Raw genomic sequence first — 25041 nt, 5'->3', positions numbered from 1 at the left:
ATGGTGCGGGAAGCGGTCTTGATCTACAACCAAGAGCGCCCGCACCTGTCCTTAAAATACAAAACGCCCGATGCAGTGCATCGGGCGTTAGGGTGAGATAGGTGTAAACCTATTTCAGGACTAGACAAGCTCAAAACGAATAGCTGTTCTTAGAACACCACACCCTGACTGCGCAGGTAATCATCGTAGGTGCCGCTGAAGTCGGTCACGCCATCCGGGCTCAGCTCGATGATGCGCGTAGCCAGGGACGATACGAACTCACGGTCGTGGCTGACGAAGATCAGCGTGCCCGGGTAGTTTTCCAGCGCCAGGTTCAACGCTTCGATCGACTCCATGTCCAAGTGGTTGGTCGGTTCGTCCATGATCAGCACGTTCGGCTTTTGCAGGATCAGCTTGCCGAACAACATGCGACCTTGCTCACCACCGGAAATCACTTTGACCGACTTGAGGATCTCGTCGTTGGAGAACAGCATGCGGCCCAAAGTACCGCGAATCATCTGCTCGCCCTGAGTCCACTGACCCATCCAGTCGAACAGCGTGACGTCGTCTTCGAAGTCGTGCGCGTGATCCTGAGCGTAGTAACCCAGTTCCGCGGCGTCAGTCCACTTGATGCTACCGGCATCCGGGGTCAGTTCGTTGACCAGGGTGCGCAGCAGGGTGGTCTTGCCGATACCGTTCGGGCCGATGATCGCGACGCGCTCGCCCGCTTCGACCTGGAAGCTGAAATCCTTGAACAACGGCTTGCCGTCGAAGCCTTTGGCCATTTTTTCGACCATGACGGCCTGGCGATGCAGCTTCTTGTTTTGATCGAAACGGATGAATGGGCTGACACGGCTCGAAGGCTTGACCTCGGCCAACTGGATCTTGTCGATCGCCTTGGCGCGGGAAGTGGCCTGCTTGGCTTTCGAGGCGTTGGCCGAGAAGCGGCTGACGAACGATTGCAGTTCGGAAATCTGCGCTTTCTTCTTGGCGTTGTCCGACAGCAGTTGCTCGCGGGACTGGGTCGCCACGGTCATGTACTCGTCGTAGTTGCCCGGGAACAGACGCAGCTCGCCGTAATCCAGGTCAGCCATGTGGGTGCACACGCTGTTGAGGAAGTGACGGTCGTGAGAGATGATGATCATCAGGCTGTTGCGCTGGGTCAGAATGTTTTCCAGCCAGCGAATGGTGTTGATGTCCAGGTGGTTGGTCGGTTCGTCGAGCAACAACACTTCCGGATCGGAGAACAGCGCCTGAGCCAGCAATACGCGCAGTTTCCAGCCTGGCGAGACTTCGCTCATCGGGCCGAAATGCTGTTCCAGTGGAATGCCCAGGCCCAGCAGCAACTCGCCGGCACGGGATTCGGCAGTGTAGCCGTCCATTTCGGCGAACTCGGTTTCCAGCTCGGCCACGGCCATGCCGTCTTCTTCAGTCATTTCCAGCAGCGAATAGATGCGATCGCGCTCGGCCTTGACCTTCCACAGCTCTTCGTGACCCATGATCACGGTGTCGATCACGGTGAATTCTTCGTAGGCGAACTGATCCTGGCGCAATTTACCCAGGCGCACGTTCGGCTCGAGCATGACCTGACCACCGGACGGGTCAAGGTCGCCGCCAAGGATTTTCATGAAGGTCGACTTGCCGCAACCGTTGGCGCCGATCAGGCCGTAACGGTTGCCCGCGCCAAATTTGACCGAAACGTTTTCGAAGAGCGGCTTGGCGCCGAACTGCATCGTGATGTTAGCTGTAGAGATCAAGAGTTTTTCCTGCGAAGCATTCTGAATTGCGAGGGTGCGGCCGGAGCGCTTGGCCCGAGTCAAAGTGCGCTGAAGCGGGGAGGTCCCGTCATCAACCAAGGGGGGCGCGTAAAGTTTGGCGGCGATTGTACTGGTCTGGCTCTTTAAACGATAGGGCGAACACGCCACGAACGCCGATTGGCACAATCGCGGGACAGTTTTTCACAGATGAAGGCTCACTATCGGTTACAAAGTGTGGCTAAAATGCCATCCATTCACCTAGCGCCCTAGAACGGCGTGGGCTCAAGGACGCGCCATGTGTACTCAGACCACTGCATAAGACGCCAGAGTTCATGCTCCCGGGTGCGCGCAGTTTGTTCACTTCTGACGTGTGACGATTTTTCGTGAAACTTATCATTGCTGCTATTTATGTCATTTCCATTGCATACGTACACCTGCGTGGCCGTGTGCGCCACAAACTGGGCCGGCAACTGAGTGATCACTCGACGTTTCTCGCGCCGATCAATTGCTTCCTCTATCTGTTCTCGAAGAAGCCGAACAAGCCTTATCTCGATCCGGCAGACTTTCCTGATCTGAGCCCATTGCAAGCCCATTGGAAGGAGATTCGCGAAGAAGGGCAGAATCTGCTGCGCGCTGGCGAGATCAAACGTTCCGATCAATACAACGATGTGGGATTCAACTCGTTTTTCAAAACCGGCTGGAAGCGGTTCTACCTGAAATGGTACGGCGACAGTCACCCGTCGGCGATGAAGTTGTGCCCAAGAACGACCGAACTGGTACAAAGCATCGGTTCGATCAAGGCGGCAATGTTTGCCGAGTTGCCTCCGGGATCGAAACTGGTGCGTCACCGCGACCCGTATGCCGGTTCTTATCGTTATCACTTGGGCCTGGAAACGCCGAACGATGAGGGTTGCTATATCAATGTCGACGGTGAGAACTATCACTGGCGCGATGGCGAAGCGGTGATGTTCGACGAAACGTTCATTCACTATGCTGAAAACAAGACCGACAAGAACCGGATCATCCTGTTCTGTGACATCGAGCGGCCGCTGAAGTATCGATGGGCCGCAGCGTTCAACGGCTGGTTTAGCCGCACTGTGATGTCGGCAGCGGGTGCGCCGAATGATGCGGGGGACCGTACTGGCGGGATCAACCGGTTGTTTACCAAAATCTACAAGATTCGTTTGCGCGGCAAAGAGCTGAAAAAGCGCAACCGCAAGCGGTACTACATGGAAAAGTGGGCGATTTTCGGTGGTTTACTGGCTGTCTTCATCTTGATCTGATGAATATAAAGCCGCCACCGACGCCTTCGCGAGCAAGCCTGCGCCTTTCCAGAGTGTAAGAGCCAGGCTGATTTACCCGGGTGATCTTCAGGTGCCCGCGGCTCAGGGCGAAACTTCCCCGTCATTTGGCGGCTTCCGAGGGTTCGGTCAAGCCGTGTTACATGTTGTTTAAAGGTCATGGGTTAACAAATCCGAACCCTGGGCGTAGCGTGGACTCGAAGGCTCTATTCCATGCCCATCGAGAGGCCGCCCCATGAACCGAATTCTGCTTGGCATCACCGTCCTGACACTCAGTGGCGGTCTGGTTCATGCGGATGTCCTGCTGGCGCAAAGCCCTGCCGGCAACAGCAACAACCCCTACAACAGCCCAATCCGCCGGGCCAACCCAAACAGCATGCAGGGCACCCATCCCAATGCCCCGCCAATGCGAGGGCCAAACACCGTACCGACGCCACGCCAGCCCACCGTTGAGAATCGTGGCATTGGCAACGGCCAGCCGATTCGCTCGTCGCCAAGTAAACCGCCCGCGTTCATTCCCAACCCTCCCTCGCGGGATTCCGGCAGTAACCGCTGAACGGCAGGACTGCTGTTCTGCCAGCCTTTGAAACGAACAAAAGGACTCGTGCATGTTGCGTAAAACCCTCCTGGCCAGCCTGTGCGTCGGCGCACTGATCAATGCTCCGGTCTTGGCCGCTACCCAAGAATTGCACAGCGAGCAGGGCACCCTCGAAGTCACCACGATTACCCAGGGACTCGAGCATCCGTGGGCGCTGGCCTTTCTGCCGGATCGCGGAGGCATGCTGGTGACCGAGCGACCGGGCAACCTGCGGGTGGTGGGTACAGAGGGTCAATTGTCTGCGCCTGTCAGCGGCGTACCGAAGGTCTGGGCCAAAGGGCAGGGCGGTTTGCTGGATGTCGTGCTCTCACCAGATTTTAAACAGGACCGGCTGATTTACCTGTCGTACGCCGAAGGCGGCGGCGTCGGGGACAAGGCCGGGACGGCCGTAGGGCGTGGGCGGCTGTCGGACGACCTGAAAACGTTGAAGGACTTTAAAGTGATCTTCCGCCAAGAGCCGAAACTCTCTGTCGGCAACCATTTCGGTTCACGACTGGTGTTTGATCGCGACGGTTATCTGTTCATCACCCTGGGCGAAAACAACGACCGGCCCACCGCGCAGGATCTCGACAAGCTGCAAGGCAAAGTCGTACGTATCTACCCCGACGGCAAAGTACCGGACGACAATCCATTCGTGGGTCAGTCTGGCGTGCGGCCCGAGATCTGGTCGTACGGCCAGCGCAATCCACAGGGCGCAGCACTCAATCCGTGGACCGGCACGCTTTGGGAGAATGAACACGGGCCGCGCGGAGGTGATGAGATCAACATCATCGAGCGGGGGAAAAACTACGGTTGGCCACTGGCGACTCACGGCATCAACTATTCCATGCAGCCGATCCCGGAAGCTCAGGGTAAAACCGCTGAAGGCACGATTGCGCCGCATCATGTGTGGGAGAAGTCGCCAGGCGTATCGGGGTTGGCGTTTTACGACAGCGACCGTTTTAAACCGTGGCAGCACAACGCGTTTATCGGCGCGCTGGCGACACAGGAACTGATTCGCTTGCAGTTTGATGGTGACAAGGTGGTGCATGAGGAGCGCTTGCTCGGCGAACTCAAGCAGCGCATCCGTGACGTACGGCAAGGGCCGGATGGCTACCTGTACGTGTTGACGGACGAGGAGAATGGTTCGCTGTACAAAATCGGTCTGAAGTAACCCGCTGTGGCGAGGGAGCCTGTTCCCTCGCCACACATCGGCACAGATAACGCAGAACTCTACTCAGTCCCGCATTTGGCCGAACCGCCACCGCGATGCCTTGTTATAGTTCGGGCTTCATTTTCAGCCCGGTAAAGGATCACTGCCATGTCTCAATACACCGCCTTCAGTGTCGAACTGGCCAACAATATCGCTCATGTGCAGATAAACCGTCCGGAAAAAATCAATTCGATGAACGCCGCTTTCTGGAGCGAGATCGTCGAGATCTTCCAGTGGATCGACGACACAGACGAAGTGCGCGTGGTGGTGCTCAGCGGTAATGGCAAACACTTTTCCTCCGGCATTGACCTGATGATGCTCGCCGGCGTCGCCAATGAATTGGGCAAGGACGTCGGTCGCAATGCGCGCCTGCTGCGCCGCAAGATCCTGACCCTGCAAGCCTCGTTCAACGCCGTCGACAACTGCCGCAAACCAGTGCTGGCAGCCATTCAGGGGTACTGCCTGGGCGGCGCGATTGACCTGATCGCCGCGTGCGACATGCGCTACGCCGCCGAAGACGCGCAATTCTCGATCAAGGAAATCGATATCGGCATGGCCGCTGATGTTGGCACATTGCAACGGTTGCCGCGGATCATCGGAGACGGCATGCTGCGTGAGCTGGCTTACACCGGTCGCACATTCGGCGCTGAAGAGGCGCGTAACATCGGTCTGGTCAATCGTGTTTACAGCGATAAGGATGTGCTGCTCGAAGGCGTTTTCGATATCGCCCGCGACATCGCTTCCAAGTCGCCTATCGCGGTCACTGGCACTAAAGAAATGATCAGCTACATGCGCGACCATCGCATCGACGACGGTCTCGAATACGTTGCCACCTGGAACGCCGCCATGTTGCAATCCACCGATTTGCGCGTGGCCATGGCCGCCCATATGAGCAAACAGAAACCCGAATTTCTGGATTGAGAAACCATGACATCTCGCTGGACCACTGCAGTACTGGACACTGATCAACCCGGCGGTTGGGCGGTGGCGCGCAGCCCCGAAGGCTTTCTGTTCGATGACAACGGCGCACTATTCCCCCGGGAATGGCTAAAGCGTCAGGACCTGTCGACCCTCGCCGAACATGGCATTGGCCATCTCGATGGCGAGCCGGTGTACCTCCTGGAATTACGCAGTGCCAGCGAGGTGCCGGGTTGCAACTGGAAAGGTTTGCGGGCGTTCATGCTCGATGGCGATCACACGATCTATAAAGTCTTGGGCTACGCCGCGCAGATCGGCACCTGGGCTCGAGAACATCGCTTCTGCGGCAATTGCGGGAAAGCGATGAGACAGGTGCCACGTGAGCGTGCGATGTATTGCCAGCTGTGCGATTTGCGCAGTTACCCGCGCATTTCGCCGAGCATGATCGTACTGATCACCCGTGGCGACGAGATTTTGCTGGCACGCTCACCGCGCTTCGTTACCGGCGTCTATAGCACGCTTGCCGGGTTTGCCGAACCGGGCGAGTCGGCCGAAGATTGCCTGATTCGAGAGGTGCGTGAAGAAGTGCAGATCGAGGTGAAGAACATTCAATACATGGGCAGCCAGTGCTGGCCGTTTCCGCATTCGATGATGCTGGGTTTCCATGCTGAATACGCCGGCGGTGAGATTGTCTGTCAGGAAGACGAGATCGAAGACGCCCAATGGTTCAACGTGCATGATCTGCCGCCGTTACCGGCGTCAAAATCGATTGCCCGTTACCTGATCGACGTCTACGTGGCGCGGCGCTTAGGCCACGCTGAACCAGTGCTGCCAGGCTAGACGCACGGTCAAACCCAGTACCACGGTGATGAACACCGGGCGAATGAACTTGGCGCCGCCGCTGATCGCGGTGCGCGCGCCAAAGAACGCGCCGACCATCACCGACAGGCCCATGCTCAGGCCGATGATCCAGTCCACCTGCCCGGAAAACACGAACACCGACAGCGCCGCAATGTTGCTGACGAAGTTCATGCTGCGCGCCACGCCGCTGGCCTTGACCAGATCGATGGGGTAGAGCAGCAGGCTGCTGACGGTCCAGAACGCACCCGTGCCGGGGCCGGCCACACCGTCGTAGAAACCAAGGCTGAAGCCTTGGCTTGATTGCCATTTCTTTTTGATCGGTGCGTCGCTGTCCAGCGGCGCTTTTGGTGTGCCGCCGAACAACAGGTACAAGCCGCACGCGAAGACGATCACCGGGAGCATTTTGTTCAGCCATTCTGCGGGCAGGTAATGGGCGACGATGGCGCCCGCCAGCGCGCCAACCAAGGTACCGATAATCGCGTGTACCCATTGCCGTGGATGAAACAGCTTGCGTCGGTAAAAGGTGAAACTGGCGGTGGCCGAACCAAAGGTCGAACTGAGTTTGTTGGTACCCAGCACCAGATGCGGCGGCAGGCCGGCGGTCAGCAACGCAGGTGTGGTCAACAGGCCGCCCCCGCCCGCGATGGCGTCGATGAATCCGGCAATGAAAGCGACGAGGGCCAGAATGGCCAGGGTGGTGAGGTCAACACTGAGTTCGAAAGGCATGGAATCGGCTTATTCGGCAGGGCGCAGTTCTAGGCTGCGGGGAGGATCGCCATGTTACTCATTTCCAAGTGTTGCCGCGAGCCGTTAGCCTGCTCGCGTCTACACCGCGGTCTTCGTGAAATTACAAACCCAGATCAGACAGCCCCGGATGATCATCCGGGCGACGCCCCAGCGGCCAGTGAAACTTGCGATCGCTTTCCTTGATCGGCATGTCGTTGATGCAGGCATAGCGCTGGAACATCAAGCCATTCTCATCGAACTCCCAGTTTTCGTTGCCGTAAGAACGGAACCAGTTACCCGAATCGTCGTGCCACTCGTAGGCGTAACGCACGGCAATGCGCGTGTCAGACCAGGCCCAGAGTTCCTTGATCAAACGGTAATCCAGTTCCTTGGCCCATTTACGGGTCAGGAAGGCCTTGGCTTCTTCGCGGTTGCTGGCGAACTCGGCGCGGTTACGCCACTTTGTATCGAGGGTGTAGGCCTGCGATACCTTTTCCGGATCGCGAGAATTCCAGCCATCCTCGGCCAAACGAACTTTCTCGATCGCCGAATCTCGGTTGAAGGGCGGCAATGGTGGACGTACCTGGGCTGCAGTAGACATGTTAAGTCTCCCGATAAATTCAACGTTTAAACAACTTGTCAGGCTCATTAAGGTGTTACAGGTCCAACAACTTTCGCGCCATGCATTGCGCATTATCGGCGGCACTGTGATCACCCATCACAAGCGCTACGGTAATGGCGCCATCAATCAGGATCAGCATCTGTTTGGCCAGCAGTTGCGGATCCTTGGCGCCATGTTCGGTACATAGCTCGCACACATAGTCGAGCAGCTTCTGTTTGTGCTCTTTGGCGACCTGGCGCACCGGGTCCTGAGGGTCGCCGGTTTCGCCGCTGGTATTGATGAACGCACAGCCGCGGAAACCTTCCGAAGCGAACCAGCCCTTGAGCACGGTAAACAGGTTGAGCAAGCGATCGGCGGGGGTTTCGGCCTGATCGACGGCGTTTCGGTACCAGTGCATCCAGCGCACGTCACGGCGTTGCAGGGCGGTGACGGTCAGCTCCTCTTTGTTGGCGAAGTAGCGGTAGATACTTTTTCTGGAGACACCGGCGGTTTTCACCAGAAGATCCATGCCAGTGGCGGCGATGCCGCTTCTGTAAATCAGCTTTTCGGTGACATCCAGAATGATGTCGCGAGTCGATGGGTCAGTAGTCAGGTTCATGTGGCAAACAGTAGAATGATCGTTCTCCTTGGTCAAGCGTTGATTTCAAAGTGGCGCTCACGAGCAAGTCCGCCCTCGCCGTGGATCGTTTTTCAAAGGCGGGAGTGAGCCTGCTCACGAAGGGGATATTGCAGCCAGTAACAAGACCCGAACGAGTCGATGGTGTAAGCTCTCGGGTTCTTCGGATTCGACCCATTGCGAGCCCTATGCCGTTGCTTTTCAAACGTTCTCTGCTGCCTAAATTGCGCAGCTTTCCGCTGACCGCCGAGGCCGTGACCATTCTGTCCGGTGCCGCCGAGTTCCGTCGTTGCCTGTTGGAGAAAATCGCCGAGGCGACCCAGCGTATCGTCATCGTCGCGCTTTATTTGCAGCAAGACGAAGCCGGTCAGGAAATCCTCGATGCCTTGCACGCCGCCAAACTCAAGCGTCCAGAGCTTGAAATTGCTGTGGTGGTCGACTGGCTGCGCGCCCAGCGCGGGTTGATCGGCGCCGGCAAGCAGCCGGGGAACTCGGCGTGGTATCAGGAGATGACCCGCACCCACCAGAGCGAAGTGCCGGTTTACGGTGTGCCGGTGCAGACCCGCGAGTTGTTTGGCGTGCTGCATTTGAAGGGCTTCGTGATCGACGATTGTGTGGTCTACAGCGGTGCGAGCCTGAACAACGTTTATCTGCACAAGTTCGACAAGTACCGTTTCGACCGCTATCACGTCCTGCGCAGCCCTGAGCTGGCGGATTCGATGCATCACCTGGTCAAGCACGGCCTGATCGAATCCAAAGCGGTGCACCGTCTTGATTTGCCGAACCTGCCGACCACCCGAAGCCTGCGCAACTATATTGGCGATCTGCGCAGTCGACTCAAATACGCGGCATACGACACCAGCGCCGGCAGTACGGCGCACACTGGCCTATCGGTCAGTCCGTTGCTTGGCGTCGGCAAGAACAACCCGCTGAACCGGGTGATTCTCGAGTTGATCGCCAGCGCGCAAACGCAACTGACCATCTGCACGCCGTACTTCAACCTGCCTTTGGGCGTGATCCGTGAGGTCAACCGTGCGCTGGCTCGCGGCGTGAAGATCGACATCGTGGTGGGCGACAAGACCGCCAACGACTTTTACATCCCGCCAAGCGAACCGTTCAAGGTCATCGCGGCATTGCCGTACCTGTACGAGATCAGCTTGCGCCGCTTTGCCAAACGGCATCAGCGCAACATCGACAGCGGCCAGTTGAACCTGCACCTGTGGCGTGACGGTGACAACACCTATCACCTCAAGGGCATGTGGATCGATCAGCGCTATACGCTGCTGACCGGCAACAACCTCAATCCACGGGCGTTCCGTCTGGATCTGGAAAACGCGCTGTTGATGGATGATCAGCAAGGCGAGTGGCTGGAACCGCGGGCGAAGGAGCTGGAGGAAATATTTCGCCATACCACGCGTATCGAGAGTTTCCAGAGTCTGGAAACCTTGCCGGAGTACCCGAGCGGGGTGGCGAAGTTTCTCAAGCGCGTGAGCCGGGTGCGGATTGAGCGGTTGCTCTACCGGATTTTGTAAGGCTTCAAGCTATTCGGTGCAGCCACAACCGCTTGCGCGAGCAAGCCCGCCCCCACAGGAAGGCTGTGTTCACCACAAATAAGGTGATCGACACAGATCCAATGTGGGGCGGGCTTGCTCGCGAGCGGGCCGTATCAAACGCTATAAAAACTCAGTTCAGACCCAGCTTTCCACGCAAGGTCGACAGGTCTTCAGCCAAGGTATTCACCGGCCCGACCAGCGCTTTGCGGTCGTTGTCCTGCACCTTGTCATACGTCTCGAAACCACCGTCCTTGGTTCTGTACTTGGCCAGAACTTTATTCACGGAGGCGAAGTTCTTGTCCACTTTGGCGACGAACGCCTTGTCCTGTTTTTCGATCTGCGGACGGAACAGATCAACGATTTTCTTCGCGCCATCGATGTTGCCCTGGAAATCGTACAGGTCGGTGTGACTGTAACGATCTTCTTCACCGGTGATCTTGGTCGCGGCAACTTCCTCAAGCAACGCCGCAGCCCCCCCCACCACCTTCTCAGGCGGGAAGGTCAGACCGGCCACGCGGCTCTGCAGGTCTTTGACGTCTTTGTTCAAATCCTGCGCCAACGTATCCAGGCCTTGGGTGCTCTTTTCGGAGAACAGCGAATACTCGATGCGGTGGAACCCGGTGAAATCTTCCGCTTTCACGCCTTTTTCGTGGTCGTCGACACGCGAATCGATAGACGCATCAAGGTCACTGAACAGCTCGGCAATCGGTTCGATCGACTCGTAGTAAACGCGGGTCGGCGCATAGAGCTTTTGCGCAGTCGCCAGGTCGCCTTTCTTCACCGCATCGGTGAACTGCTGAGTGTGGCTGGCCAGCTCATCGAGTTGTTCGGTGACGTAGATCTTGTAGTCCGACACCGGCCCGACCAGATCCAGTGCAGAGGTCGCTGCGAAAGCCGACAGCGGGGTGTTGAGCAAGCCAAGGGTCAGTAATAGCGCGAGTGGCGTTTTTTTCATGGGGCGGCTCCAGTGTCTTGATTGTTTTAGGCAGCGGTTTTCGGTTGTGTGGCATTAAGCAGCGAGCGACCGATGAAGTCCTTGTCGCCCGTAACGCCCGCAAGCGTGAAGAAGTAACCGCCGCCGACGGGTTTGAGGTATTCCTCAAGCGGTTCGCCATTGAGGCGGGTCTGCACGGTGATAAAGCCTTTTTCCAGGTCGGCCTGGTAGCAGATGAACAGCAACCCCATGTCAAGCTGACCGTTCTTGTTTACCCCGTTGGAATAGTTGAACGGCCGACGCAGGATCAGGTTGGCCTGGCTCGCAGCGGTACGCGGGTTAGCCAGGCGAATGTGCGCGTCGAGTTTGGTCAGCTTGCCGGCCGGATCTTTGCTGTAATCCGGGACTTCGGTTTCATGTCGGGCCCCCATCGGCGCGCCAGTGGTTTTGACCCGACCGATGATGCTTTCCTGCTCCTGCAACGGCGTGCGATCCCAGCGCTCGACGAAGTTGCGGATGATCCGCACCGCTTGATAGCTGCCATGCACGGCCCAGGCAGGTTCATCGCTGTCCGGTTGCACCCAGACCACGCGGTCCATGGCTTTGCCGTCGGTGGAATCGGGGTTGGCTGAACCATCCCGGAAACCGAGGAAGTTGCGCGCCGACTGCGCCGGCACACCGGGTTTGGCCGGGGCTTGTGGCGGCACGCTACCTTCCTGTTTCCAACGCACCAGCAGCAGATCAGGCAGGTTCTTCACAATGTCGCGCAGGGCATGAATGTTGGTGTCGGCGGTGTTGGCACAAAACTGCAGGCTGAGGTCACCGTGGCAGCAGTCGGCGTCCAGTGCATCGTTGGGGAAACCGACCATGCGGATCAGACGCTTGGGTTTGGCGTCGGCGAGGCCGAAGCGCTCATCGAACAGCGACTCACCCACCGAAACGGTGATGGTCAGGTTATCCGGCGTGACCACCGGGCCGAGGATGCCGGAATCCGGGGGCGGCAGTTTCGGGTCAATCTGTGCCACGGGGCCGCCCTTCATCAGAAAGGCGATGCGCTCGTTGAGGGTGCGAAACAGTCGTTCGAGGTCTTCGCGATCACTGGCCAGTACATCGAACGACACCAGCATGCCCGAGGCTGGGCGCGGGGTGACGATGCCGGTCTGGTGTACGCCGTGGAAATCGTGGCGGTCTTCAGTCTTGTCGCTGCTCGGTGCTTCGGTGACTTGCGCCGGTGCGGCGGCCATGGCCGGGCAGCTCAGGGCCGAACCCGCGAGGGCGACACCGGCGGCCCCCATGCCCATCAGGACACGGCGACGCTGCAGGTTGAGTTGTTCTGAATCTTTCATCGGTACTCGTCTTCTGCTTACAGGCCGGAGAGGCCGAGGGCGGGATCGATGCCATCAAGCGCGCGGGCCAGAGCCTGAGCCTTGTCGGCAATCTGTTTGCGTTGTTCGCCGCTGACCGTGTCGTAGCGGGCGTAGCCGTCCTTGATCTTGTAGGTGTTGAGTTCGGTATCGAAGTCCGCCAGAGCCTTGTCGACTTTCGGTAACAGATCGGCAGCAGACTTGCTCAGCATCGGTCGCAGCAGGTCCACGACTTTGTGTGCGGTTTGCAGGTTGGCGGCAAAACCGTTGAGGTCGCTGTGGCTGTAGCGCTCTTCTTCACCGCTGGCGGCGCGGACGTCGGCGAGTGTGCTGAGGTTGCGCACGACGCTGTTGACCAGTTGTTCCGGTGGTAGCGACTGGGCGAGCAATTGCTGTTTGAGCGTGGTGACGTCGGTCAGCAAGCGCTGAGAAACCGGTGCGAGATCGTCGAGTTTTCCTTGCTGGAACAGGCCGTATTCGATCCGGTGGAAACCGACAAAGGCTCGATCCTGCTCGCGTTTTTCAAAGTAATCGGCGCGGGCGTTGATGCTGTTATCCAGTTCGGCCAGACGCTGCGCAGCAGGAGCCAGGTGTTGATAGGCCGCACGAGCCGGCAGATACGCCGCTTGCGCTTGGCTCAAGTCGCCGCTGGCGATCGCCTGATCAAGCACGGTCACGGCTTTGATCAGCGCGCTGCCCTGGCTGGCCAGATACACGCGGAACTCCGACAACGGCCCGACAAAGGCGATCATCGAGGGCTTGGCTTTGGCCGCGGCGTCAGAAGCAGCTGTGGGCGTGACATGTAAAGTGCCGCGCGGATTGCTCAGCAGGCCACACGTGATCGCGTAGTCGCCGGGTTGCAGGTTGGCGTTGATTGCCTGGCTCAGGCCCGGCGCAATATTCTCGCGCTCCTCGACCACCAGCACGCCGTCGAGGATTTCCCATTCCACTGCTCGCTCGGAGCGGTTGACGATACGGAAACTGGCGCGGCCGGCCGGTACGCTCAATTCATTGGGCTCGCAGTTGCCCGGATGAATGTTGACCACCACTTCGTTGAGGTTGTGCTTTCGTTTGGCCGCCGCCAATTGCGAGGCGTAATAGAACAGGCCACCGGCGGCGACCATCACGATCACCGAGCCGGCCACCGCCCAACGCAAGGCGCGGGGAGGCGAGGCCTGGGGAGTATTAGGCTTTGACATGGGTGCCCTTATTGGCTGGAAACAGAATTCGGTTGTGCGACGGGTTGGGTCGGTGCAGCCGGGAGGAAAAACACCACCAGCGCCACCATCAGGTAGATCAGATAAGCGCCAAGGGTGCTGAGGGTTGGGGTGTCCTGATAACCGAACATGCCGGCCAGCACTGAACCCAGCGGCCCGCCCATCGGCAGCGTGGCACTGAAGTCAAAAACTACGGTTTGCAGGTGATTCCACAGCCCGGCTTCATGCAGCGCCTGCACCGAGTTGGCGAGAATCCCCGCAGCGACGACGAGAATGAACAGCCCGGTCCACTTGAAAAACGCAGAAAGGTTGAGGCGCATGCTGCCGCTGTAGATCAGGAACCCAACAACGATGGCCAGCATCAGGCCGAGCAGGGCGCCAATCGGCGCGCCGGGGCCTTCGCTCTGTTGGAACACGGCGAGCAGGAAGAACACCGTTTCCAGACCTTCGCGGGCCACGGCGAAGAACACCATGGCGATCAGCGCGATGACCTGGTGTCTGGAAGAGGTCAGCGCTTCGTCCAGCGAGGCGTGCAGCGAGTGTTTGATCGAGCGCGCGACCTTGCGCATCCAGAAGACCATGGCGCTTAGAACCCCCACGGCCACCAGCCCGACCATGCCTTCGAACAGCTCCTGCTGCTTTTGCGGGAACTCGGCACTGACCAGTTCCAGCCCGCCACCCACCAGCAGCGCTAGCGCGGCGGCGAGAAATACGCCGATCCACACGGCGGGCATCCATTGGCCACGGCCGGTCTGTTGCAGGTAGCTGGCGATGATGCCAACGATCAGCGCGGCTTCAATGCCTTCGCGCAGCATGATCAGGAAGGGGACAAGCATTCGGTATCCAATAGGTCGTTCGAAGAAGTTACAAGTTGTAACATAATGACACTCATTCGCAAATGAAACTGATTGGCATAAACCTGAACGTTAGCTGAACAATCCTGATTTTTGTGCTGCGCAGGTCTCTGGAGCAGCGGGCTTGCTCGCAACCACGGTTGATTCGTGTTGAATTCAAGTCCTGCGTTAAGATGCCGCACAGTCAAAAACAACCAGGTCTGCCTCGCTCCATGTCGGAAAAAGACACCATCGCCGTTCAATTGGTGCGTGAAGCACTGCTGCAGAGCTGTGCCCCGGGCGCGGCCACTGAAGACGTCTTGAACAAGGTCGGCATTGCTCCAGCCTTGCTGCACGCAGGCGATGGCCGAGTAGCGGCCTCGCAATACGCCAAACTCTGGCGCTTGCTGGCGCGGCGCGGCGATGACGAGTTTTTCGGCATGGACCCGCGCAAGCTCAAGTCAGGCAGCCTTGAGTTCCTCTGTCGTAGCGCGATGGCGCAACCGACACTTGCTGCCGGTTTGAGCAGCGGCCTGGGATTTCTGTCGCTGATGCTTGAACGTCTGCCTGCGCAACTGGTGCATCAGCAGAGCCTCGCGGAAATCGTTTTGCTTGAAGACGAACCTGAACCCGCCCGCGCCTTTACCTATTTCACCTACTGGATGATCGTCCACGGTGTTGCCTGCTGGCTGGCCGGGCGACGTATCCCGATCATGGCCATCGAACTGCGCTGCCCGGAACCGGACTTCACCGATGATTATCGAGTGATGTTTTCGGAAAACCTGCGGTTCGACCGACCTCGCACACGGATGATCTTCGCGGCCGACGTGCTGGATCTACCGATCAAACGCAGTGTCGAGGAGTTGCAACGTTTCCTGGCCCACGCGCCGGCCAACATCCTGGTGAAGTACCGCGACCCACAAAGCTTTGCCAGTCGGATCAAACAGGATTTGCGTCAGTTGCCCGCCGAGAGCTGGCCTGAAACCGAAGCGCTGGCGCAGCAATTGTGCATGTCGGCTTCAACGTTGCGCCGACGCCTGGCGGAGGAGGGGCAGACGTATCAAGGCCTCAAGGACAGTGTGCGCAAGGAGTTGGCGATTATGTGGCTGGCGGAGCCTTCGATCAGTTTTGTCGAGATCGCAGCGCGGCTAGGGTTTGCCGATGCCAGTTCGTTCTACAAAGCGTTTCGCAAGTGGTCGGGGTCCAATCCTGGGCACTATCGCACGTTGATCCTGAATGAGGCGGTCTGATCCAGATCATCCGTCGCCCGGCCCGACGCCTTCGGGAGCAATCCCCCTCCCACAGTTCAGATCAGCTCCCTCAGCTTGAAATGCATTCCCCTGTGGAAACAGACCCGCTCCCGAAGAGGCCGGAACGGGCAGCACACTTACCAGCGCTTGGCCAAACCAGTCAGCCACTTTGATGGCTTTGACCATTGCCCCAAGCCCACCACAGCGCGACTATCGCTGTGTTGTTTACGGTTCCCAGCCTAATAAAAACACAGAGGGATTCTGGCAATGCGCGATTACTTGTCTGCCACCGAACAGTTCAACTATCAGCACACCGTCGATGCCGCGCTCAGCGCAACGCTTGAGGCGCTCAACGCCTGCGTCGAATGTTGCGACCGTCATGCATTGCCGGGGCGCATCGCGCTGTTCTGGGAAGGCCGCGACGGCGCCAGCGCGACCTACACCTTCAGCGACTTGCAGGACAAAGCCGCGCGTTTCGCCAATTTTCTCCTCGCCCAAGGCGTGCAGAAGGGCGACAAGGTTGCCGGCCTGCTGCCACGCAACATCGAATTGCTCATCACCGTGTTTGCCACCTGGCGTATCGGCGCGGTGTATCAGCCGCTGTTCACCGCGTTCGGCCCCAAGGCCCTCGAACATCGCCTGAACAGCTCCGGCGCCAAAATCGTGGTCACTGACGCCGTCAACCGACCGAAACTCACGGAAGTTGCAGACTGCCCGACGCTGGTCACCGTCAGTGGCGCCAAAGGGCAGGGCATCGTCCGGGGCGATTTCAGTTTCTGGGCCGAACTGGCTCATTATTCCAATGCCTGCGAACCGGTGCTGCTGACTGGCGAAGACCCGTTCCTGTTGATGTTCACCTCGGGCACCACCGGCCCGTCGAAAGCGCTGTCGGTGCCGCTCAAAGCCATCGTCGCGTTCCAGAGCTACACTCGCGATGCCGTGGATCTGCGCCCGGAAGATGCGTTCTGGAACGTCGCCGATCCGGGCTGGGCCTACGGCATCTATTACGGCGTCACCGGCCCTATGTCGATGGGCCACCCGATCACCTTCTACGACGGCCCGTTTACCCTGGAAAGTACCTGCAGGGTGATCAACAAGTACGGCATCACCAACCTCACCGGTTCGCCAACGGCGTATCGCTTGCTGATTGCCGGCGGTGACGAGTTCGCCAAGTCGATCAAGGGCAAACTGCGCATCGTCAGCAGCGCCGGCGAGCCGCTGAACCCGGAAGTGATCCGCTGGTTCGCCGACCACCTCGACGTGGTCATACACGACCATTACGGCCAGACCGAACTGGGCATGGTCCTGTGCAATCACCACGGCCTCGAACACCCTGTTCATGTTGGCGCTGCCGGGTTTACCTCGCCGGGTCATCGCATCGCCGTGCTTGATGAGCAGTGCAACGAGCTCGGTGTCGGCCAGCCCGGCATCCTCGCCATCGACCGGCCCAGGTCGCCGATGTGCTGGTTTGCCGGTTACGAAGGCGTGCCGACCAAAGCCTTCATTGGCGATTACTACCTGAGTGGCGACACCGTGGAATGGAACCCGGACGGCAGCATCAGTTTCGTCGGTCGCAGCGACGACGTGATCACTACCTCTGGCTATCGCGTCGGCCCGTTCGACGTCGAAAGTGCGTTGATCGAACACCCGGCCGTGGTCGAAGCGGCGGTGGTCGGCAAGCCCGACCCGGAGCGTACTGAACTGGTCAAAGCGTTCGTCGTGCTCAGCGCGCAATACCGCGCCGCGCCGGAGTTGGCCGAAGAGCTGCGCCAACACGTACGCAAGCGTCTGGCCGCGCATTCCTACCCGCGTGAAATCGAATTTGTCAGTGAGTTGCCCAAAACCCCGAGCGGCAAATTACAGCGCTTTATCTTGCGCAACCAGGAAATCGCCAAGGCTCAAGAGGCCGCGGCGAAGAACGTTTCAGCTTGAATCCAAGGAAACAGTCATGCAGATCGAGAACAAGGTTTTTATCGTCACCGGCGGCGCGTCGGGCCTGGGTGCGGCCACCGCTGAACTGCTGGTCAATGCAGGCGTCAAAGTGATGCTGGTGGACATGAATGCCGAAGCGGTTGCCGCGCAAGCCGAACGCCTCGGTGCGCACAGCGTGGTGGCCGACATCAGCAACGAAGCTGCTGCCGAAGCCGCCGTGCAGGCGACCGTCAAAGCCTTCGGCAGCCTGAACGGTCTGGTCAACTGCGCCGGTATCGTGCGTGGCGAAAAGATCCTCGGCAAGAACGGCCCGCATGCGCTGGCCAGTTTTGCCCAGGTGATCAACGTCAACCTGATCGGCAGCTTCAATATGCTGCGTCTGGCCGCTGCGGCGATTGCCGAAAGCGAAGCCAATGCTGACGGCGAACGTGGCGTGATCATCAACACCGCCTCGGTGGCGGCATTCGATGGCCAGATCGGTCAGGCCGCCTATTCGGCGTCCAAAGGCGCCATCGCCAGCCTGACCTTGCCGGCCGCCCGCGAACTGGCCCGCTTCGGCATTCGTGTGATGACCATCGCTCCGGGCATTTTCGAAACCCCGATGATGGCCGGCATGACCTCGGAAGTACGCGACTCGCTGGCCGCTGGTGTGCCGTTCCCGCCGCGTCTGGGCAAGCCTGCCGAGTACGCCGCACTGGTTCGGCATATCATCGAAAACAGCATGCTCAACGGTGAGGTGATCCGTCTCGACGGTGCCTTGCGCATGGCCGCCAAGTAAGGAGGATTTGTCATGACCCTTTCCAACGATCCGATTGTCATCGTCAGCGCTGTCCGCACCCCCATGGGCGGCTTTCAAGGCGAACTGAAAAGCCTCACCGCGCCACAACTCGGCGCTGCCGCGATCAAGGCGGCGGTGGAGCGTGCAGGTGTTGCCAGCGACTCGGTCGACGAAGTGCTGTTCGGTTGCGTATTGCCGGCAGGCCTCGGTCAGGCGCCTGCGCGTCAGGCCGCACTGGGCGCCGGGCTGGATAAATCGACCCGTTGCACCACGGTCAACAAAATGTGTGGCTCAGGCATGGAAACCACCATGCTCGCCCACGACATGTTGGTCGCTGGCAGCGCCGATGTGGTCATTGCCGGCGGCATGGAAAGCATGTCCAACTCGCCTTATCTGCTGGATCGTGCCCGCGCCGGTTACCGCATGGGCCATGGCCGCGTGCTTGATTCGATGTTCCTCGACGGGCTCGAAGATGCCTACGACAAAGGCCGGCTGATGGGCACCTTCGCCGAAGATTGCGCCCAAACCCATCACTTTAGCCGTGAAGCCCAGGACGCGTTCGCTATCGCTTCGACCACCCGCGCCCAGCAAGCGATCAAGGACGGCAGCTTCAAGGCCGAAATCGTCCCGCTGACCGTGACCGTTGGCAAAGAGCAGGTGCTGATCAGCCACGATGAACAACCGCCGAAAGCCAAACTCGACAAGATCGCCTCACTGAAGCCTGCGTTCCGCGAAGGCGGCACGGTGACGGCGGCGAACGCCAGTTCGATCTCTGATGGCGCCGCTGCACTGGTGCTGATGCGTCAGTCGCAGGCGCAGAAACTCGGTTTGAAACCGCTGGCGGTGATTCACGGCCACGCAGCGTTCGCCGACACCCCGGGCCTGTTCCCGGTGGCGCCGGTTGGTGCGATCAAGAAATTGATCAAGAAAACCGGTTGGTCGCTGGGCGACGTTGATCTGTTCGAGGTCAACGAAGCGTTTGCTGTGGTCGGCATGGCGGCGATGACTCAATTGGAAATTCCTCACGACAAACTCAACGTGCACGGCGGCGCCTGTGCCTTGGGCCATCCGATCGGTGCATCCGGCGCGCGGATTCTGGTGACCTTGCTCTCGGCCTTGCGCCAGAGAAACCTCAAACGCGGTATCGCGGCAATTTGTATCGGCGGCGGCGAAGCGACGGCCATGGCCGTGGAATGCGTCTACTAAGGCCAACCATTCCCAACGCTGGGAGGAGATTTGCTCCCGAAGTGGCTGTGTCAGGCACATCACTTTTGAATGACACACCGCTTTCGGGAGCAAGCCCCCCCCACAGGGTTCTGTGTAGTCACCCCCGGATTTAAGGATTCACCATGATTGCCAACGAAGACCAAAACCAGATCCGCGACATGGCCCGGCAGTTTGCCGAGGAGCGGCTGAAACCGTTCGCCGCCGAGTGGGATCGCGAACACCGGTTTCCCAAGGAAGCCATCGGCGAAATGGCCGAACTGGGCTTCTTCGGCATGCTCGTGCCGGAGCAGTGGGGCGGTTGCGACACCGGTTACCTGGCCTATGCCATGGCCCTGGAAGAAATCGCGGCCGGCGACGGCGCCTGCTCGACCATCATGAGCGTGCACAACTCGGTGGGGTGCGTGCCCATTCTCAAGTTTGGCAACGACGATCAGCGCGAGCGCTTCCTCAAACCGCTGGCCAGCGGCGCGATGCTCGGCGCGTTCGCGCTGACCGAGCCGCAAGCCGGTTCCGATGCGAGCAGCCTGAAAACCCGTGCACGCCTGGAAGGTGATCACTACGTGCTCAATGGCTGCAAACAGTTCATCACGTCCGGGCAAAACGCCGGGGTCGTCATTGTGTTTGCGGTGACCGATCCGAGTGCCGGAAAACGCGGAATCACCGCGCTTATCGTGCCGACCGATTCGCCGGGCTACAAAGTGGCCCGCGTTGAAGACAAGCTCGGCCAGCATGCTTCGGACACCTGCCAGATTCTCTTCGAAGACGTCAAAGTCCCAGTCGCGAACCGTTTGGGCGAGGAGGGCGAGGGCTACAAGATCGCCTTGGCCAACCTTGAGGGCGGGCGCGTCGGCATTGCTTCGCAATCGGTGGGCATGGCCCGCGCCGCGTTCGAAGCCGCGCGCGATTACGCCCGCGAGCGGGACACCTTCGGCAAGCCGATCATCGAGCATCAGGCCGTGGCGTTCCGCCTCGCTGACATGGCCACGCAGATCGCCGTTGCGCGGCAAATGGTGCATTACGCTGCCGCCCTGCGTGACAGTGGTCAACCGGCCTTGGTCGAGGCGTCGATGGCCAAGTTGTTCGCCTCGGAAATGGCCGAGAAGGTCTGCTCGATGGCATTGCAAACCCTGGGCGGTTACGGTTACCTCAACGACTTCCCGCTGGAGCGCATCTACCGCGACGTGCGTGTCTGCCAGATCTACGAAGGCACCAGTGATATTCAGCGCATGGTCATTTCGCGCAATCTTTGAGAAGGAGTTTTTATTCATGACTTACGAAACGATTCTGCTGGAAATCCACGGCCGCGTTGGCCTGATCACCCTGAACCGCCCGCAGGCGCTGAACGCGCTGAACGCGCAACTGGTCAGCGAAGTGAACCATGCGCTCGATGGGCTGGAAGCTGACGCGAACATTGGTTGCATCGTCCTCACCGGTTCGAAGAAAGTCTTCGCGGCCGGTGCCGACATCAAGGAAATGGCCGAGCTGACCTATCCGCAGATCTACATGGACGATCTGTTCAGCGACAGCGACCGTGTCGCCAATCGACGCAAGCCGATCATCGCAGCGGTCAACGGCTTCGCCCTTGGCGGGGGCTGTGAACTGGCGTTGATGTGCGACTTTATTCTGGCCGGCGACAACGCCAAGTTCGGCCAGCCGGAAATCAACCTCGGCGTCCTGCCGGGCATGGGCGGCACCCAGCGCCTGACCCGTGCCGTGGGCAAAGCCAAGGCCATGGAAATGTGCCTGAGCGGGCGCATGATCGATGCCGTGGAAGCCGAGCGCTGCGGCATCGTCGCGCGGATCGTGCCCAGTGATGAACTGCTGGATGAAGCGCTGAAGGTGGCCGCCGTCATTGCCAGCAAGTCGCTGCCGATTGCAATGATGACCAAAGAAAGCGTCAACCGAGCGTTCGAGGTCAACCTGACGGAAGGCGTACGTTTTGAGCGCCGGGTGTTCCATGCCGCGTTTGCCACACAGGATCAGAAGGAAGGGATGGCGGCGTTCGTGGCCAAGCGGGCGCCGGAGTTCCAGGGCAAGTAATTACTGACGCTATCGCGGGCAAACCCGCCCTCACAGGGCTGCACAGAACCTTGTGGGAGCGGGCTTGCCCGCGAAGCTTTTGGGGGTTTGACCATTGGGCCGCCTCTCCACCGGGAGGAGGCCCGCACGGTTATAGCGGGTAGTTCTTCAATTCCCGGGCAATCACCATTCGCTGAATTTCACTCGACCCTTCATAAATCTGGGTAATCCGCGCATCGCGGTAATACTTCTCGACCGGATAATCCTCCAGATACCCATACCCGCCATGAATCTGAATCGCTGACGAACAGACCTTCTCGGCCATTTCCGAAGCAAACAACTTGGCCTGTGAAGCCTCTGACAGGCACGGCTTGCCCGCCGTGCGCAGCCGCGCCGCATGCAGGATCATCAGCCGCGCTGCGTTCAATTGCATGTGCATGTCGGCCAGCAGATTGGCGATGCTCTGATGCTCGTTGATCGGTTTGCCGAACTGCACCCGATCACGCGAGTAAGCCAGCGCCGCTTCAAACGCCGCACGGGCGATGCCGAGCGCCTGCGCAGCGATGCCGATGCGTCCGCCTTCAAGGTTGGACAGGGCAATCGCCAGACCCTTGCCGCGCTCACCGAGCAGGTTGGCCTCGGGAATGCTGCAGTTGTTCAGCGTCACCGCGCAGGTGTCGGAGGCGCGGATGCCCATTTTGTGTTCGGTGCGATCGACGATGAAACCGGGCGTATCGGTCGGTACCAGAAACGCGGAAATCCCTTTCTTGCCAAGATCCGGATCGGTCACCGCAAACACGATAGCCAGTTTCGCCCGTTTGCCGTTGCTGACGAATTGCTTGGCGCCGTTGATCACCCACTGGCCATCATGCAGTTCGGCGCGAGTGCGCAGGTTGTGCGCTTCGGAGCCGGCCTGGGGTTCGGTCAGGCAGAAGCAGCCGATGACCTGACCGCTGGCCAGATCCGCCAACCAGGTCTGCTTCTGGGCGTCACTGCCGTAATTGAGCACCGGGCCGCAACCGACGGAGTTGTGAATGCTCATGAATGCACCCGTCGCGCCGTCGCCAGCGGAGATTTCTTCGACCGCCAACGCATACGCCACATAGTCGACGTAAGTGCCGCCCCATTCTTCTGGCACGACCATGCCGAGCAAACCCAGTTCGCCCATTTGCGCCACCAAAGCGTCGTCGATCCAGCCAGCCTTTTCCCAGGCTTGCGCGTGGGGTGCGATTTCGCCGCGGGCAAAGTCCCGGGCCATGTCGCGGATCATGACTTGTTCTTCAGTCAGTTCGAGATCGTGCATGGCTCAGCTCCCGCTCTCATCAAAACCGTGGAAGAAACTCGCGACATGCGCAGCGTCCAGCGCGGCGAGGGTCGGTGGGTTCCAGCGAGGTGTCTTGTCTTTGTCGATCAGCAGGGCGCGCACGCCTTCGATCAAATCACCGCGTGCGAACCACTGGCGATCCAGATGCAGTTCCAGCGCGAAGCAATGTTCCAGGCTCAGATGCCGGCCACGACGAAGCATTTCCAGGGTCACGGCCATGGCTAATGGCGAACGGGTTTCCAGCAGATCAGCCGTAGTGGTCGCCCATTCGTGGCTGTTGGCCACGGTCACAGCGCGCAATTGCTCGACCATGCTCGGCACGTCCGGCAGGGCGAAGAAATGGTCGATGACCGGACGCAGTTTTTGCAATGGCGCATCGGACAGGGTTTGTACGCCCATTTTGGCGAGCTGGTTCTGCAGATCCTTGAGCGGCGTGTCACTCCATTGCAGATGATCGAGTTGCTGATCGAGGGTCGCCAGTTTGTCACTGTCGACGTACCAGTCGGCCAGCCCGCAATACAGTGCATCGGCGGCGCGAATCTGCACACCGCTGACGCCCAGATAAATCCCCAGTTCACCGGGAATGCGCGACAGGAAATAGCTACCGCCGACGTCAGGGAAATAACCGATGGCCACTTCCGGCATCGCCAGACGGCTCTTCTCCGTGACGACCCGCAGATCGGCGCCTTGCACCAGCCCCATGCCGCCGCCAAGGACAAAACCATCCATCAGCGCGAGCACCGGTTTGCGGTAATGGTGGATCGTCAGGTCGAGAGCGTATTCCTCGACGAAGAAATCTTCGTGCAGCGTGTCGCCGCTTTTGAAGCTGTCGTACAGCGAGCGAATGTCGCCACCGGCGCAGAAAGCTTTTTCACCGGCACCGCGCAGTACCACGGCATGGACATTGGCGTCCGCGGCCCAGGCATCGAGCTGCTGTTGCAGCAGGCGAACCATGTCGAGGGTGATGGCATTGAGGCCGGCGGGGCGGTTGAGGGTCAGGTGACCGATGTGGTTGCGAACCTCGGCCAGCACTTCGTTTTGCGTGGCATCCATGGACAAAGTCCTCGGGGATGAAGCCTGAGCAGTCATCACTAACTCCCTGCTTTTATTGTCTTTATTCGAGAAGCTCGCGCGCGAGCGTTACCGGATCGTAACAGTGCAAATTTGCCGTGTACAACGGGGATATGTGCAGGGGGAGTTTGCGTTTTTGCCTTGGGTACAAGATTGCCGTTGTGGCGAGGGAAGTGGCCCCCTCGCGCCATTGATGCAGGTGGCTGTCAGCTGAAAACTTCACCAATACTGCGACGTTTGGCATGCAGTTCACTGGCGTGGATCAGCCGTTCAAGATCCTCAGGAGTGACGTCGATGAACGCGTCCATGTCGGCCAGCGCCCGTTTCAGGTCTTGGGCGGTGATCGCCTGGCTGTCGACCGGGGCGACCGCTGGCGCCAGTTCAGCGGGGCGTTTTGGATAACGAATACGCGTGAGGTTGTTGTAGGCCAGCGCACTGAGCAGCATGCACGCCGCGCCGAGCATCGCGGGCGCCATGGCTTTCCAGTCCATGGCAATGGTGGCGGGATCGGCCAGCACCAAGGTGAGTGCCAACGCACCGGCCGGTGGGTGCAGGCACCGCAGCCAGCACATCAGGATCAACGCCATGCCCGCCGCCAGGCATGCGCTACCCAAAGTTCGCCCGAGTACGTGGGCAACCAATATCGACACCCCACCTGCGCACAGATAACCGCCGATGATCGACCACGGCTGGGCGAGCGCCCCGGACGATACGGCAAACAGCAACACCGCCGACGCACCCAACGGCCCGATCAGGTGATAAGCCACCTCATGGCCAAACACCTGCGCACACAGCCACACACTGAACAACGTGCCCAACGCCATGCCGATAGCGGCGCGGCTCCATTCGGTGGGGCGGGTGTTGATGGCGGCGGGCAACCAGCGAGCGAGCATGTGAAACCGATCCTGTAAAAAGTCCGGGCAAAAAAAAGGACTTGTCCGGCAATCCGGAAAGCCCTCGAAGTTGTTC

23 protein-coding genes are annotated in these 25041 nt (G+C 59.4%); 12 read left to right on the top strand and 11 right to left on the bottom strand.

The features are described 5' to 3' along the window. Nucleotides 1-149: 149 nt before the first annotated feature. Nucleotides 150-1736: an ABC-F family ATPase gene (locus AACY18_RS13165; RefSeq protein ID WP_339465107.1), complete on the bottom strand. Its 1587-nt coding sequence runs from the start codon at nucleotides 1734-1736 to the stop codon at nucleotides 150-152. A 383-nt stretch (nucleotides 1737-2119) separates the two neighbouring features. Here AACY18_RS13165 and lpxO point away from each other — a divergent pair, with 383 nt between their 5' ends. From lpxO to nudC, 5 genes are all read left to right on the top strand, one after another. After that, complete coding sequence (gene lpxO, locus AACY18_RS13160) at nucleotides 2120-3019, top strand: lipid A hydroxylase LpxO (protein ID WP_339465106.1); 900 nt, start codon at nucleotides 2120-2122, stop codon at nucleotides 3017-3019. Between the two features lie 253 nt (nucleotides 3020-3272). Then, nucleotides 3273-3593: a hypothetical protein gene (locus tag AACY18_RS13155; RefSeq protein ID WP_339465105.1), complete on the top strand. Its 321-nt coding sequence runs from the start codon at nucleotides 3273-3275 to the stop codon at nucleotides 3591-3593. A gap of 52 nt (nucleotides 3594-3645) precedes the next feature. Beyond that, nucleotides 3646-4788: a PQQ-dependent sugar dehydrogenase gene (locus AACY18_RS13150; protein ID WP_339465104.1), complete on the top strand. Its 1143-nt coding sequence runs from the start codon at nucleotides 3646-3648 to the stop codon at nucleotides 4786-4788. 147 nt (nucleotides 4789-4935) lie between these two features. Then, nucleotides 4936-5748 carry a crotonase/enoyl-CoA hydratase family protein gene (locus tag AACY18_RS13145; RefSeq protein WP_221731677.1) on the top strand — a complete coding sequence of 271 codons (813 nt, stop codon included), beginning with the start codon at nucleotides 4936-4938 and terminating at the stop codon, nucleotides 5746-5748. Nucleotides 5749-5754: 6 nt separating this feature from the next. After that, nucleotides 5755-6585 (top strand): NAD(+) diphosphatase, encoded by an 831-nt coding sequence (gene nudC, locus AACY18_RS13140; RefSeq protein WP_339465103.1) that lies wholly within the window; start codon nucleotides 5755-5757, stop codon nucleotides 6583-6585. On the opposite strand, the gene AACY18_RS13135 is transcribed toward nudC, so the two are convergent. From AACY18_RS13135 to AACY18_RS13125, 3 genes are all read right to left on the bottom strand, one after another. Further along, nucleotides 6553-7332, bottom strand: coding sequence for a TSUP family transporter (locus AACY18_RS13135; RefSeq protein ID WP_339465102.1), 780 nt, complete (start codon nucleotides 7330-7332; stop codon nucleotides 6553-6555). The genes nudC and AACY18_RS13135 overlap by 33 nt on opposite strands. Nucleotides 7333-7453: 121 nt before the next feature. Further along, entirely contained in the window at nucleotides 7454-7933 is a 480-nt protein-coding gene (locus tag AACY18_RS13130) for a nuclear transport factor 2 family protein (RefSeq protein ID WP_339465101.1), read from the bottom strand. 55 nt (nucleotides 7934-7988) lie between these two features. Further along, the gene (locus AACY18_RS13125) at nucleotides 7989-8552 is read right to left on the bottom strand and encodes a TetR/AcrR family transcriptional regulator (RefSeq protein ID WP_339465100.1); all 564 of its coding nucleotides are present in this window, start codon (nucleotides 8550-8552) and stop codon (nucleotides 7989-7991) included. A 206-nt stretch (nucleotides 8553-8758) separates the two neighbouring features. Here AACY18_RS13125 and pssA point away from each other — a divergent pair, with 206 nt between their 5' ends. After that, on the top strand, nucleotides 8759-10102 hold the full coding sequence (pssA, locus tag AACY18_RS13120) for a CDP-diacylglycerol--serine O-phosphatidyltransferase (RefSeq protein ID WP_339465099.1): 1344 nt from the start codon (nucleotides 8759-8761) through the stop codon (nucleotides 10100-10102). Between the two features lie 151 nt (nucleotides 10103-10253). On the opposite strand, the gene efeO (AACY18_RS13115) is transcribed toward pssA, so the two are convergent. Genes efeO (AACY18_RS13115) through efeU form a run of 4 tightly spaced genes read right to left on the bottom strand, consistent with a single transcriptional unit; the run spans nucleotide 10254 to nucleotide 14474 of the window. Then, nucleotides 10254-11078 (bottom strand): iron uptake system protein EfeO, encoded by an 825-nt coding sequence (gene efeO, locus AACY18_RS13115; protein WP_339465097.1) that lies wholly within the window; start codon nucleotides 11076-11078, stop codon nucleotides 10254-10256. A gap of 26 nt (nucleotides 11079-11104) precedes the next feature. Beyond that, nucleotides 11105-12403, bottom strand: coding sequence for an iron uptake transporter deferrochelatase/peroxidase subunit (gene efeB / locus AACY18_RS13110; protein ID WP_339465096.1), 1299 nt, complete (start codon nucleotides 12401-12403; stop codon nucleotides 11105-11107). A 17-nt stretch (nucleotides 12404-12420) separates the two neighbouring features. Continuing rightward, nucleotides 12421-13620, bottom strand: coding sequence for an iron uptake system protein EfeO (gene efeO / locus AACY18_RS13105; RefSeq protein WP_339465095.1), 1200 nt, complete (start codon nucleotides 13618-13620; stop codon nucleotides 12421-12423). An 8-nt stretch (nucleotides 13621-13628) separates the two neighbouring features. After that, entirely contained in the window at nucleotides 13629-14474 is an 846-nt protein-coding gene (efeU, locus tag AACY18_RS13100; protein ID WP_339465094.1) for an iron uptake transporter permease EfeU, read from the bottom strand. Nucleotides 14475-14704: 230 nt separating this feature from the next. Between efeU and AACY18_RS13095 the strand changes: the two genes are divergently transcribed. The 6 genes from AACY18_RS13095 to AACY18_RS13070 all read left to right on the top strand — a co-directional run bounded on the left by AACY18_RS13095 (nucleotide 14705) and on the right by AACY18_RS13070 (nucleotide 21698). Next, nucleotides 14705-15721: an AraC family transcriptional regulator gene (locus AACY18_RS13095; protein ID WP_339465093.1), complete on the top strand. Its 1017-nt coding sequence runs from the start codon at nucleotides 14705-14707 to the stop codon at nucleotides 15719-15721. A gap of 267 nt (nucleotides 15722-15988) precedes the next feature. Beyond that, nucleotides 15989-17653 carry an AMP-binding protein gene (locus AACY18_RS13090; protein WP_339465091.1) on the top strand — a complete coding sequence of 555 codons (1665 nt, stop codon included), beginning with the start codon at nucleotides 15989-15991 and terminating at the stop codon, nucleotides 17651-17653. 16 nt (nucleotides 17654-17669) lie between these two features. Next, nucleotides 17670-18431, top strand: coding sequence for an SDR family NAD(P)-dependent oxidoreductase (locus AACY18_RS13085; RefSeq protein ID WP_339465090.1), 762 nt, complete (start codon nucleotides 17670-17672; stop codon nucleotides 18429-18431). A gap of 12 nt (nucleotides 18432-18443) precedes the next feature. After that, nucleotides 18444-19637: an acetyl-CoA C-acyltransferase gene (locus AACY18_RS13080; protein WP_339465089.1), complete on the top strand. Its 1194-nt coding sequence runs from the start codon at nucleotides 18444-18446 to the stop codon at nucleotides 19635-19637. Nucleotides 19638-19780: 143 nt separating this feature from the next. Beyond that, nucleotides 19781-20908, top strand: a complete 1128-nt coding sequence (locus tag AACY18_RS13075) for an acyl-CoA dehydrogenase (RefSeq protein WP_339465088.1) — start codon at nucleotides 19781-19783, stop codon at nucleotides 20906-20908. Nucleotides 20909-20924: 16 nt separating this feature from the next. After that, the gene (locus AACY18_RS13070; protein ID WP_339465087.1) at nucleotides 20925-21698 is read left to right on the top strand and encodes an enoyl-CoA hydratase; all 774 of its coding nucleotides are present in this window, start codon (nucleotides 20925-20927) and stop codon (nucleotides 21696-21698) included. 130 nt (nucleotides 21699-21828) lie between these two features. On the opposite strand, the gene AACY18_RS13065 is transcribed toward AACY18_RS13070, so the two are convergent. From AACY18_RS13065 to AACY18_RS13055, 3 genes are all read right to left on the bottom strand, one after another. Beyond that, nucleotides 21829-22980, bottom strand: coding sequence for an acyl-CoA dehydrogenase family protein (locus AACY18_RS13065; protein ID WP_339465086.1), 1152 nt, complete (start codon nucleotides 22978-22980; stop codon nucleotides 21829-21831). Between the two features lie 3 nt (nucleotides 22981-22983). Further along, nucleotides 22984-24090, bottom strand: coding sequence for an enoyl-CoA hydratase/isomerase family protein (locus AACY18_RS13060; RefSeq protein ID WP_339465084.1), 1107 nt, complete (start codon nucleotides 24088-24090; stop codon nucleotides 22984-22986). A 188-nt stretch (nucleotides 24091-24278) separates the two neighbouring features. Continuing rightward, a complete protein-coding gene (locus AACY18_RS13055) occupies nucleotides 24279-24965 on the bottom strand; it encodes an HPP family protein (RefSeq protein WP_339465083.1) in 687 nt (228 codons plus the stop codon). Nucleotides 24966-25041 lie beyond the last annotated feature (76 nt).

The sequence above is a fragment of the Pseudomonas sp. EA_65y_Pfl2_P74 genome (assembly GCF_963970575.1).
Lineage (GTDB): Bacteria > Pseudomonadota > Gammaproteobacteria > Pseudomonadales > Pseudomonadaceae > Aquipseudomonas > Aquipseudomonas baetica_A.
The sequence above is the reverse complement of the archived record's forward strand: the minus strand, read 5'-3'. Positions and strand labels throughout refer to the sequence as shown.